10 protein-coding genes are annotated in these 11193 nt (G+C 69.3%); 1 reads left to right on the forward strand and 9 read right to left on the reverse strand.

From position 1 onward, the window contains the following. Positions 1–8: 8 nt before the first annotated feature. From AX744_RS02515 to gabT, 4 genes are all read right to left on the reverse strand, one after another. Positions 9–1556 carry an APC family permease gene (locus tag AX744_RS02515; protein WP_046747856.1) on the reverse strand — a complete coding sequence of 516 codons (1548 nt, stop codon included), beginning with the start codon at positions 1554–1556 and terminating at the stop codon, positions 9–11. Further along, positions 1556–2440 carry a universal stress protein gene (locus tag AX744_RS02520; protein ID WP_058632126.1) on the reverse strand — a complete coding sequence of 295 codons (885 nt, stop codon included), beginning with the start codon at positions 2438–2440 and terminating at the stop codon, positions 1556–1558. Before AX744_RS02520 ends, AX744_RS02515 begins: the two co-directional genes overlap by 1 nt. Further along, positions 2440–3822 carry a flavin monoamine oxidase family protein gene (locus AX744_RS02525; RefSeq protein WP_061015303.1) on the reverse strand — a complete coding sequence of 461 codons (1383 nt, stop codon included), beginning with the start codon at positions 3820–3822 and terminating at the stop codon, positions 2440–2442. Before AX744_RS02525 ends, AX744_RS02520 begins: the two co-directional genes overlap by 1 nt. Positions 3823–3929: 107 nt before the next feature. Further along, positions 3930–5297, reverse strand: a complete 1368-nt coding sequence (gabT, locus tag AX744_RS02530) for a 4-aminobutyrate--2-oxoglutarate transaminase (protein ID WP_046747854.1) — start codon at positions 5295–5297, stop codon at positions 3930–3932. Positions 5298–5395: 98 nt separating this feature from the next. On the opposite strand from gabT, the gene AX744_RS02535 reads away from it, so the two are divergent. Next, positions 5396–6904, forward strand: coding sequence for a PucR family transcriptional regulator (locus AX744_RS02535; RefSeq protein ID WP_061015304.1), 1509 nt, complete (start codon positions 5396–5398; stop codon positions 6902–6904). A gap of 7 nt (positions 6905–6911) precedes the next feature. Here the strand turns inward: AX744_RS02535 and AX744_RS02540 are convergent, their stop codons facing one another. From AX744_RS02540 to phnD, 5 genes are read right to left on the reverse strand one after another with little or no spacing between them, the layout of a single operon-like run. Then, on the reverse strand, positions 6912–7778 hold the full coding sequence (locus AX744_RS02540) for a MurR/RpiR family transcriptional regulator (protein ID WP_061015305.1): 867 nt from the start codon (positions 7776–7778) through the stop codon (positions 6912–6914). Beyond that, positions 7765–8580, reverse strand: a complete 816-nt coding sequence (gene phnE / locus AX744_RS02545) for a phosphonate ABC transporter, permease protein PhnE (protein ID WP_061015306.1) — start codon at positions 8578–8580, stop codon at positions 7765–7767. The genes AX744_RS02540 and phnE (AX744_RS02545) overlap by 14 nt, the downstream gene beginning before the upstream one ends. After that, the gene (gene phnE, locus AX744_RS02550) at positions 8577–9389 is read right to left on the reverse strand and encodes a phosphonate ABC transporter, permease protein PhnE (protein WP_061015307.1); all 813 of its coding nucleotides are present in this window, start codon (positions 9387–9389) and stop codon (positions 8577–8579) included. Before phnE (AX744_RS02550) ends, phnE (AX744_RS02545) begins: the two co-directional genes overlap by 4 nt. Then, the gene (gene phnC / locus AX744_RS02555) at positions 9386–10189 is read right to left on the reverse strand and encodes a phosphonate ABC transporter ATP-binding protein (protein WP_058632142.1); all 804 of its coding nucleotides are present in this window, start codon (positions 10187–10189) and stop codon (positions 9386–9388) included. The genes phnE (AX744_RS02550) and phnC overlap by 4 nt, the downstream gene beginning before the upstream one ends. A gap of 22 nt (positions 10190–10211) precedes the next feature. Further along, on the reverse strand, positions 10212–11147 hold the full coding sequence (phnD, locus tag AX744_RS02560) for a phosphate/phosphite/phosphonate ABC transporter substrate-binding protein (protein WP_061015309.1): 936 nt from the start codon (positions 11145–11147) through the stop codon (positions 10212–10214). Between the last annotated feature and the right edge of the window lie 46 nt (positions 11148–11193).

Genomic DNA, 11193 nt, shown 5'->3' on the forward strand with positions numbered 1-11193 from the left:
GAGGAGGGCTAGGAGCGCTTGCGTCGACTGGGCGGTGCGTCGATGCCCAGGGTCTGTCCGCGGAAGAAGGCGGGCCGTCTGATCGCGTTCCAGATCATGACGACGATGCCGACGACGATGATCAGCATGCCGAGGATGAACACGATGCCGACCCCGCCGATCTGCGAGCCGGAGCCGTAGGCCGGGTCCATCGAGTCGATCAGCGTGGTGAAGAACAGCACCGCGAGGATCGCGCCGCCGACCAGCGGGAACAGGAACGTGAAGAAGAAGTTCCGCGTCGAGTCGAACCACTGCTTGCGGAAGTACCAGACGCAGGCGAATGCGGTGATCCCGTAGTAGAAGCAGATCATCATGCCGAGTGTCAGGATGGTGTCCCACAGCGTGTCCTCGCTGACGATGCGCATCACGGCGTAGAAGGCCGATGCCACGATGGCGGAGGCGATGGTCGCGTACCCCGGGGTGAAGAACCGCGGGCTGACCTTCGCGAACGACTTGGGCAGTGCGCCGTAGTGCCCCATCGCCAGCAGGGTGCGCGCGGGACCCACGAACGTGGACTGCAGCGACGATGCCGAACTGGTCAGCACCGCGAGCGACACGAGGAACGCGAGCGGGCCGAGGATCGGGCCGGAGAGGTGGAAGAACACGTTCTCCTGGATGTCCTCGTTGCCGAGGCCCAACGCTCCGGTGCCGACGCCGGCGAACATGATCATCGCGACCGCCAGCAGCAGGTACAGGGAGACGATCATGAGCACCGTGACGGTGGCGGCACGCCCCGGGGTCTTCTCCGGATCCTTGGTCTCCTCGTTCATGGTGAGGGTGACGTCCCAGCCCCAGAAGATGAAGATCGACAGGGAGAGGCCGGCGGCGACGGCGCTGAACGACGAGATCGCGAACGGGTTGAACCAGCCGAGGTCGAACGGCTGGTAGTCGAAGCCGTTGCCGTTCACCGCCTGCACGATCGCGGCCCCGGCGAAGAACAGCAGCACGAGGATCTGGAAGCTGACGAGCCAGTACTGCAGCTTCTGCGTCGTCTGCATGTCGCGGTACGAGATCCACGTCGCGCCGAGCATGAACAGCAGGCACACGCCGATGTTGATCCAGGTGACGCTCGCGAGGGAGGCGATGTCGGGGTTGCCCGTGATCTGCGAGATCAGCAAGAAGAGGAAGTCCACGGCGATGCCAGCGAGGTTGGACAGCACGAGGATCGTGGCGACGACGAGGCCCCAGCCGGCCATCCAGCCCACCCAGGGACCGAAGGCACGGGCCGCCCAGGTGAACGACGTGCCGGAGTCGGGCATCCGGTTGTTGAGCTCGCGGTAGCCGAAGGCGACCAGGAGCATCGGGATGAACCCGACGAGGATGATCGCCGGGATCTGGGACCCGACGGTGGAGGCCACGGGTCCGACGGCCGCCGTGAACGTGTAGGCGGGCGCGATGCACGAGATGCCGATCACGACCGCGCCGATCAGGCCGACCGTTCCGGCGCTCAGGCCCTTGGTGGAGATCCCGGTGGTGACGCCGGATTCGGGCTCCGTCGCCCGGTGGGTGCTGCTCATCAGCGTTCTCCTGCTTCGTTGCGGGTGCGCGGGACGACGATCATGGGGACGGGCAGAACGTGCAGCATCTTCGCCGCCGTGGAGCCCAGGAACAGTCGGCGCGGCTGTGCCAGCCGGCTCGATCCGACCAGGATGACCTCACCGGGAAGCCAGGAGAGGTTCGCGACCGCATCCTCGACCGTGTCGCCTGGGGCCTTCTCGACCGCGGCGGTGCGCCCGTCCGGAAGGAGCTCGGTCGCCATCGCGAGAACCTCTTGACCGTGCGTGTCCCCTACGGTGCGGATGGCTCCCGTGTCGAGGCCGGGTGGCACGTCGAACGGCACGAGGGAGACGAGTCGCAGATCGACACCGCTGTCTCCGGCGAGCGACACCGCTTCGTCGAGCAGCGCGTCCGCGCCCGGCCGTGAGCCGACCGCGACCGTGACACGCGGGATGACGTGGTCGTCCTGCTGCGCGGTGCCGGCAGGCGCCAGGGCGACCGGGATGGTCGACGAGTGCAGCAGCTCGGAGGCCACGCTGCCGAGACGGTGGCGCCCGAAGATGCCGCCGCCCGCCGCGCCGATCACGATCAGACGTGCGCCGAACTCCTCACCGGCGGCGATGAGCCCCTCGGCGAAGGATTCGGAGAAGCGGACGTGTCCGCTGCGGATCAGCTCCTGCGGCAACCGGACGACGGCGTCGCCGAGCCACTTCTTGGCCTGCGAGCGGATGTGCTCCTCGTAGGCGCGCTCCGGCGGCACCGCAGCACTGCGCGTGCCCTCGTTGGGCAGCACGATCACCAGGTGCAGGGTCGCTCCCAGGCTGCGGGCGATGCGCGCACCCAGCGCTGCGGCATCCGCTCCCGCGTCCGTCGCCGTGTATCCGACGACGACCGACCCGGTCATCAGCTGCTGCTCTCGACAGCGCCGGCCTCACGACTCGCATCGACGATGTTGGAGGCGACCAGGTGTCCCATCCGGATCGCACCGTCCACGTGCTGATACCCGGCGCCTGCCATGTCGCTGCACGCGAAGTGGATCGGTCCGACCGCGGTGCGCAGGTCCGCGCCGTAGCGGTGCAGGCCGCCCATGTCGAAGCTGGCGGCATAGGCGCCGCGCGTCCACTCCTCGCTGCCCCAGTCGCTCTCGTAGTAGACGACCGGGTTCTTGGCCTCGGGGCCGTAGTAGTGCGACAGCGACTCGAGGATGCGCTCCTTGCGCTCCTCCGCCGAGAGCTCGAAGACACCGTCGGCGTTGGCGTCGGAGACGAAGCCGACCAGGGTGCCACGCTCATCGCCGTGGTTGGTGTTGTCGTAGGCCTCGTGCGACAGTTCGTACGGGCTGAACGCGGTGCCGCTGAGACCCTGCTCGCGCCAGAACGGCCGGTCGTACACGGCGTGCACCTTGATGACGAAGCCCATCGAGAGGTGCTGGTGCAGCTGGTGCTGGCGGCGTGGCAGCGGCGGGTCGAACGAGATGCGGCTGTAGAGAACCGGTGCGTGCGCGAGGATCGCGTGGCGGGCGCGCACGGTGAGCTCGTCGGTGACGGCGACCACACCGGCATCCGACCACTCGAGGCGGCGGACGGGCTGGTTCAGCAGCACGTCGTCGCCCAGACGCTCGGCAAGGCGGAGCGGCACCTGCTGGAGACCGCCCACGACGCGCTTGTCGAGGATGAAGTCGGCGTCGACCAGGTTCGAGTAAGAACCGGCGGACGCGGCCATCAGGAGCGACTGCAGGAGCGAGAACGAGTGCGTGGGTTTGGTGAGCATCGCGGAGCCCGTGGCGAAGGCGAGGTTGCGCACGGCCTCGTCGTCGTCGGTCTGCGAACGCAGCCAGGCATCCCAGGTGATGGAGTCCCACTCCTCGGCCTTGGGGTGCGCCCACGGCTGATCGGGGTCGATCTCCGCGACCAGCGCGTCGAGGATGCCGGTGATGCGGGCGATCACGGCCTCGGTCTCCGGCGAGACGGGGAACATCTCCCCCGTGAAGCGGTGGGTCTTCCCGTCGGGTCCGACGTAGACGCTGTCACCCTCGCGGTAACGGCTGTAGGTCTCGAGGCCCAGCTCCTCGATCGTGTCCTTGAGCGCGTCCTGGTCGGGCGAGACCCACTGGCCGCCGATCTCGAGCATGGCACCGTCGATGACGTCGGTCCACAGGCGGCCGCCCACGCGGTCGCGGGCCTCCAGCACGGCGACCGACAGGCCGGCCTTGCGCAGGTCGTTCGCGGCCGTGAGCCCTGCGGCTCCGGCACCGATGATGAGTACGTCGCGGGTGATCTCAGACATCTGCAACTCCTTCGTTGGGGGAAGTAGTGCCGGTCGCGACCCGAAATCCCCCGATTGGGGTCGCGACCGGACAGGGGGTCAGGCCGCGCGGGAGCGCGGCCTGCATGTTATTCGGCGGCTGCAGCCAGGGCTGCGGCCACGATGTCGAGTCCTTCGTTCAGCAGGTCGTCGCCGATCGAGAGCGGAGGAAGGAAGCGGATGACGTTGCCGTAGGTGCCGCAGGTGAGGACGATGACGCCCTGCGCGATGCACGCCTTCGCGACGGCCGCCGTGAGAGCGGCGTTCGGCGCCTTGGTCTCGGGATCCACGAACTCGGCGGCGATCATGGCGCCGTGGCCGCGGATGTCTCCGACGCGCGGGTCGTTCTGCTGGATCGCGGTGAGACGGTCGATGAGGATGGTGCCGATCTCGCGTGCCCGCTCGATGACGCCGTCGTTCTCGAACACGTCGATCGAGGCGAGGGCCGCGGCACAGGCGATCGGGTTGCCGCCGTAGGTGCCGCCGAGACCGCCGGAGTGCGAGGCGTCCATGATCTCGGAACGACCGGTGACGGCGGCGAGCGGGAGGCCGCCGGCGATGCCCTTGGCCGTGGTGATCAGGTCGGGCTCAATGCCGAAGATCTCGCTCGCGAACATGTGACCGGTGCGGGCGAAGCCGGTCTGCACCTCGTCGGCGATGAAGACGACGCCGTTCGCGCGGCACCAGTCGACGATCGCGGGGAGGAAGCCGTCGGCCGGGACGATGAAGCCACCCTCGCCCTGGATGGGCTCGATGATGACCGCGGCCAGGTTGTCGGCACCGATCTGCTTCTCGAGCTGGAGGATCACGCGGGCCGCGGCCTCGCGCCCGTCGAGTCCGTCGCGGAAGGGGTACGACATCGGCGCGCGGTACACCTCGGGGGCGAACGGGCCGAAGCCGCTCTTGTAGGGCATCGACTTGGCGGTGAGCGCCATGGTCAGGTTCGTGCGGCCGTGGTAGCCGTGGTCGAATGCGACGACGGCCTGGCGACCGGTGTGCTTGCGGGCGATCTTGATCGCGTTCTCGACCGCTTCGGCGCCCGAGTTGAACAGGGCGCTCTTCTTGGCGAAGTCGCCGGGGGTGACGCGGTTGAGTGCTTCGGCCACGCCCACGTAGGACTCGTACGGCGAGATCATGAAGCAGGTGTGCGTGAACTGCGCGGCCTGAGCGGCGACGGCCGCAGCGACCTTGGGGTGCGCGTTGCCCACCGTGGTCACGGCGATGCCGGAACCGAGGTCGATGAGCGAGTTGCCGTCGGCGTCGACGACCACTCCGCCGCCCGCGGCGACGGCCGCGATCGGAACCGTGTGTCCGACACCCGCGGCGACGGCGTCCGCCTTGCGCGCGAGGATCTCGGCCGAACGGGGGCCGGGGAGGTCCGTGACCAGGCGACGCTCCTGCGGGAGGTCGGGTCCACCGAGAGGGACTGCGGGGGCTGCGGTGTCGAGGAGTGCCATGTTCGCGAGCGTACGGCGGTGACCGAGACTGCTGCATTCACCGGTCTGTACAATCTGTAGCGTCAGTTCGCCTGCGTGTATAAGTTCCGGAGGATGTCATGGCCGTCACCGCTCAGCCGACCTTGCGTGCGCTGCTGCAGCGTCGTGACCTCGGGCTCTCGCTGGTGCCTCGCGAAGCCGACATCCCGGAAGGCGCTCTCGACCGCCCCCTGCGCTGGGTGCACAGCTCCGACCTCGCCGACCCGACCCCGTTCCTCTCGGAAGACCTGGCACTGCTGACCACGGGGACGCAGTTCGACGAGGCCGTGAGCATCGACACGTATGTCGGGCGACTCGCAGACCGCGGCGTGATCGGCCTGGGGTTCGGTACCGAGGTGCATCGCTCAGGGATCCCCGACGAGCTCGTCGAGGCCTGCGCTGTGCACGGGATGCCCCTGTTCGCCGTACCGTACCGCACCCCGTTCATCGCCGTCGCACGTGCACACTCCGAGGCCATCGCGGCTCAGGCCTATGCACGACGGTCATGGGCGCTCGACACGCAGCGCGCTCTGGCCCTCGCCGCCCTCCGTCCGCACGGCCTCGACGCGACGATCGCGGAGCTCGGGCGTCGGCTCGACGTCTGGTCTGGCATGTTCGACGCCGCCGGAGCCCTCACGTTCGCTCACCCGCGTGACGCCATCGAGGCGCGTGTGCTCGACGAACTCGGCTCCCGCGTGGTCGAGATCCTCACGCGGGGGCTCGAGGCCGGGCAGTCGCTCAGCATCGAGGGTCACTCGTTCATGCTGTTCACGGTGGGCCGCGGCGGACACCTGCGCGGCGTCATCGCCCTGGCCATCGAGACGCTCGACCCCGAAGCACGTTCGGTCGTGACATCGGTCATCGCCATGGCGGGACTCGCGATGGAGCAGAGCGAGCAGCTGGCGCGCAGCCGACGCCGCCTGCACACCCAGCTCCTCGGCTCGCTCCTCGCCGACGACCCCTCTCTCGCCAGACGGGTGCTGGGAAGCCTGCCACCCGCGCCCGTGGTGGTCGCGGTCGCGGCCGACGCCCCTGCGGGACCCCTGGCCGACTGGTGGGAGCGACACCGGTCCGAACACGGCACCTCCTTCTTCCTGGCCGAGTCGGAGGACGGCGTCACGATGTGCGTGTCGGTCGCCGACGAAGGGTTGCTCGATGAGGTCGCCGCGCGGTTCGGCATCCGCATCGGCGTCTCCGATTCGGAGGGCTACGATTCGTTCGCCCGTGCCCATGCGCAGGCACTCACCGCGCTGCGCCAGCAGGGCTCGCACGGGACCGCCCGGTACGCCGACACCGTGGGGTCGAGCATCCTCACCGCCCTCGCGACCGACGAGGCCCGCCTGGTCGCCGAGTCTCGACTGGCCCCGGTGCGCGAGCACGATGCCCGCACCGGCGCCGACCTCGAGCGCTCGCTGCGCACCTGGCTCGAGCACGACGCGAAGGCCGAATCCGCCGCGAACGCTCTCGGGGTGCATCGGCACACCCTGCGCACCCGCATCGCCCAAGCCGGCGCACTGCTCGACGTCGACCTGTCCACCTTCCCGGCTCGCGCCGAGCTCTGGACGATCCTGCAGACCGCTCGGGATTGATGCCGGGTCAGTCGGTGGATCCCTCGCCGAGGTTCGCGGAGACGACCTCGAGGGCGTGGGCGCGCGCCTGGACCGCATCCACGCCACGCTCGGTCGCGACCGCGGCGGCGAACACCTCGGCGAACACGAGGTAGGCCACGCGGGAGGTGTGCTCGAGCTCGTCGCGGAAGCTCACCCCGGTCGGCGCGATCACGAGCGACAGCGACGCCGCCTCGGTCAAGGCCGACGAGGCGAACGACGTCAGGGCGATCACGGTCGCACCGCCCCGCGCGGCCGCCGTCGCGACGCGCAGACTCGCCTCGTTCGCACCGGAACCGCTCACCACGAGGCAGACGTCTTCGGCCGTGAGGTGGCGGGCCGCGATCTGCTGGGCGATGGCGTCGGCGATGAATTCCGCCGACCGCCCGGCGGCAGTCAGCCGCATGGCGAGGTCGTTGGCGATCGGCGACGACAGTCCGTTGGCGAGCACGAGCAGACGACGGGCGGATGCCGAGAGGCGCACGGCCTCGGCGACAGCATCCGGGTCGAGCAGGCTGGCGAGCGCCGGCAGGGAGCCCGCCAGACGATCGATCTCCCCCCGCATGCGTCCGAGCACGCCGGGACCGTGGTCGACGGCCGCCTCCCCGGGCGTGCTGCCGAGTTCGGCGGCGAGCGCGACCCGCAGCTGCGGATAACCGCGATAGCCGATGCCCTGGCAGGTGCGGACCACGGTGGCGCGGCCGACGCCGGCCCGATCGGCGAGCTCCTGCGCCGTCCACTCCACGACCTCGTCGGCCGATTCGATGATCAGCTCGGCGACGCGGCGCTCGGCCGGCTGCAGGGCGTTGAGCACGGCCGCGATGCGTGCGGTGGGCGGGGCGCTAGGCGAGAACACGGGCTCGGGCTCCCTCCATGATGCGGCGACGGATCGCACCGGACGCCGCATCGATCAGCATCGTCACCACGACCACCACGATGAGCAGGACACCCACCGTCGACCACTCACGGTACTGGGTGTAGGAGGTGAGCATGTCGCCGATTCCGCCGACGCCGATGAGCCCCAGCACCGCGGAGGAGCGCACGTTGATCTCGAAGCGGTACAGCCAGAACGACCAGAACGCCGGTTCGGCCTGCGGCCACACACCCCAGCGCAGCACCTGCAGCGTGCCGCCACCGGCCGCGCGCGCCGCCTCGATCGGACCTCGGGGCACGGCCTCGACCGCCTCATACCCCCATTTGCCGAGCGTGCCGACGCCGTTGATGGCGAGGGCGAGCGCGCCGGTGAACGGGGTGAGGCCGGTGACCGAGAGGATCACGATCGCGATGATGATCTCCGGGACGGCCCTGATCAGCGAGAAGAGTCCGCGCAGGAGCGCCCGCAGCCACGCGGGCCCGAATCCGCGCGCGGCGACCAGGCTCAGCGGGGTGGCGAGCAGGATGCCGAGGATCGTGCCGACCCAGGCCATCTCGATGCTCCGCCACGTCTGCCACAGCGCCTCCGGCAGCTTCTCCCAGTTCGGATCGGCGAACATCAGGAACGTGTACCGGATGATCTCGGACGGCAGATCGGAGAGGCGGGACCAGTCGATGTCGATCGACCAGAACGCCAGGACCGCGATGCCGGTGACGAGCGCCCATCCGGCGATCAGCCAGGGCCGGCGAGGCTTGGCGGGGATGACGGTGAGCGCCGCACTCATACGAGCCTCCGTCGGATGGCGTCCGAGACGAGGTCGATCACGATGACGACGATGAGAATCTCCAGGATGATGAGCGAGAGCTGGTCGTAGCGGTAGAACGTGCGCACCGCGTCGATCAGCAGCCCCATGCCTCCGGCGCCGACGAGACCGAGCACGGTCGAGGCGCGCACGTTCAGCTCGAACACGTACAGGGTCTGATTCGCGAAGGCGGGCCAGGCGTCGGGCAGCGCGAGCGTGCGGTTGATCTTCGCCTGCGTCGCCCCCACCGCGCGTCCGGCCTCGAGGGGGCCGCGGTCGTTGGTGTCGATGGCCTCCGAGACGAGTTTGACGATGATGCCGACGTTGAACAGCAGCAGCGCCAGGATTCCGGGGAGCGCACCGACCCCGACCATCGCGACCAGGATCGCCGCATACAGCAGGTCGGGCACGCTGCGGATGACGTTGAGGATGCCGCGCACGATGACGCGCGCCGTGGTGTTCGGGTTGGTGGCACGCGCGGCCCAGAAGCTGAGCGGCAGCGACACGGCGGCTCCGATGGCGGTCGCGATCACCGCCATCTGCAGGGTCTCGATGAGGGGCGCGACGGTGCGGGGGAAGAAGCTCCAGTCGGGCAGGAGCAGCTTCACGATCTTGTCGGCGCCGTTCTGCCAGTTGCGCGCGATGGCCGAGAAGTCGACGCCGATGCCGATCACCGGCAGGCACATCACCACTGTGACGGTCACGACGGCGGCCAGGATCACAGGCCCCTTCCACGCTCCTCGCGGGCGGGCGGGAATGTCGAGGACGGTCGCGTTCTGGGCGCCGCTCATGCGTCCAGCCGGTCGTCGGGCGTGAGCGAGCGGCCGTAGATGCTCTCGAAATCGGCGTCCGTCGCACTGGTGGCGGGCCCGTCGTAGACGATCTCCCCGGCGCGCATGCCGATCATCCGCGCCCCGTACTCGCGGGCGAGGTCGAGGAGGTGCAGGTTGACGAGCACCGTGATCCCGAGATCCCGGTTGATGCGGCGCAGGTCGTTCATCACCCCGTGCGCGGTGGGCGGATCGAGGCTCGCGACCGGCTCGTCGGCGAGGACGATGCGCGGCTCCTGGGCGAGGGCACGGGCGATCGCGACCCGCTGCTGCTGGCCGCCCGAGAGCTCGGAAGCGCGGGAGTGCAGCTTTGGCAGGATGCCGACACGATCGAGCGCGTGATACGCAAGCTGCTTGTCCGCCTCGGGGTAGACGCCCAGGAGCGTGCGCCAGAGCGGCGTGTGGGCGAGGCGCCCGACGAGCACGTTCTGCAGCACGCTCGCGCGGCCCGCGAGGTTGAAGCCCTGGAAGACCATGCCGATGTCGCCGCGGAGGCGGCGGAGGGTGCGCGACGAGGCGCCGCTCACCCGGTGCTCCCCCACGTCGAGGGCGCCGCTCGTCACCGGCACGAGGCCGTTGATCGTGCGGATGAGGGTGGACTTGCCCGAGCCGGAGAGCCCGACGACGGCGACCATCTCGCCGGCCTCGATGTCGAGCGACACCCGGTTCAGACCGACCGTCCCGTTGGGATAGCGCACCGTGACCTCGTCGAGGCGGATGGACCACGGCGTGGACGCCGCAACCGAAGCTGCGGCGTCCACGTGCTGGATCTGATCGGACAATTTACTGGAGCCCCAGAGCCTGTGCGGCACGGGCCACGACGTCGAGCGAGTCGGGGTCGGCCGGCGCGAGCTTGGTGATCGAGTAGATGCTGGTGAGGATCTTGGAACCCTCCGGAGTGTTCGAGAAGTCCTCGAGCGCCTTCGTGATGCGATCCTGCAGCTCGGGTGACAGGTCGGACGAGAGGGCGACGCCGTCGTTCGGGATCTCCTCGGTCATCGCGAACACAACGACCTTCTGGCCGACGTCGGGGGTGTCCTTCGCGACGATCGTGCGGGCGTCCCAGAAGCTGAATCCCACTTCGGCGTCGCCGTTGTAGACCGCGAGCACCGAGGCGTCGTTCGCGGTGACAGGGATCTGCTGGATGTCGGTGTCCGTGTCGAGACCTGCCTCCTGCAGCGCGACGATCGGGTAGATGTAGCCGGCGGGCGAACCGGGGCCGAGCACGGCGACCTTCGCGCCCTTCACCTTGTCGATGCTGTCGAGGCCGGCCGGGCCCTTCATGGCGTCGGCGCCGTTGCAGAACAGCATCCCGTCACGCTCGACCGGCTCGTCGTCGCAGTACTTGTCGGGGTTGTTCGTCATGAACTGCGCGGGGTAGGTGATGTTGCCGTTGCGCTCGGTCTGCAGCACGACCTTCGCGTCGTACATGTCGTTCGCCTGCCACAGCTGCAGCGACGGCAGGAAGCCGATCTGCGCCTGGCCTGCGCCCATCGCCTCGACGGCGGCCTGGTAGTCCTTCGACACGACGCCTGTGACCTCGATGCCGAGCTCCTCGGTGAGGTAGTCGGTGAGGGGCGCGGCGGTGTCGACGAGTCCGTCCTGGTCCTGCGAGGGCACGAGGGCGAGCACGATCGAGTCGGGGTCGGCAGCGGGGGCTGCGGAATCCTCGGGCGCGGCGGTGCTGCTGGAGCAGCCGGCGAGCACCACGGTCAGCAGGGCGCCGACCGCGACGACGCCCGCTGCGGAGGAGCGGAGGAGAGAG

The sequence above is a fragment of the Microbacterium sp. CCH5-D1 genome (genome assembly GCF_001557335.1).
Taxonomy (GTDB): Bacteria; Actinomycetota; Actinomycetes; order Actinomycetales; family Microbacteriaceae; genus Microbacterium; species Microbacterium oxydans.

Coding starts and splice junctions, on each gene's coding strand:
- AX744_RS02515 (WP_046747856.1), bottom strand. CDS start 1,556: ATGAGCAGCACCCACCGGGCGACGGAGCCCGAATCCGGCGTCACCACC.
- AX744_RS02520 (WP_058632126.1), bottom strand. CDS start 2,440: ATGACCGGGTCGGTCGTCGTCGGATACACGGCGACGGACGCGGGAGCG.
- AX744_RS02525 (WP_061015303.1), bottom strand. CDS start 3,822: ATGTCTGAGATCACCCGCGACGTACTCATCATCGGTGCCGGAGCCGCA.
- gabT (WP_046747854.1), bottom strand. CDS start 5,297: ATGGCACTCCTCGACACCGCAGCCCCCGCAGTCCCTCTCGGTGGACCC.
- AX744_RS02535 (WP_061015304.1), top strand. CDS start 5,396: ATGGCCGTCACCGCTCAGCCGACCTTGCGTGCGCTGCTGCAGCGTCGT.
- phnE (WP_061015306.1), bottom strand. CDS start 8,580: ATGAGTGCGGCGCTCACCGTCATCCCCGCCAAGCCTCGCCGGCCCTGG.
- phnE (WP_061015307.1), bottom strand. CDS start 9,389: ATGAGCGGCGCCCAGAACGCGACCGTCCTCGACATTCCCGCCCGCCCG.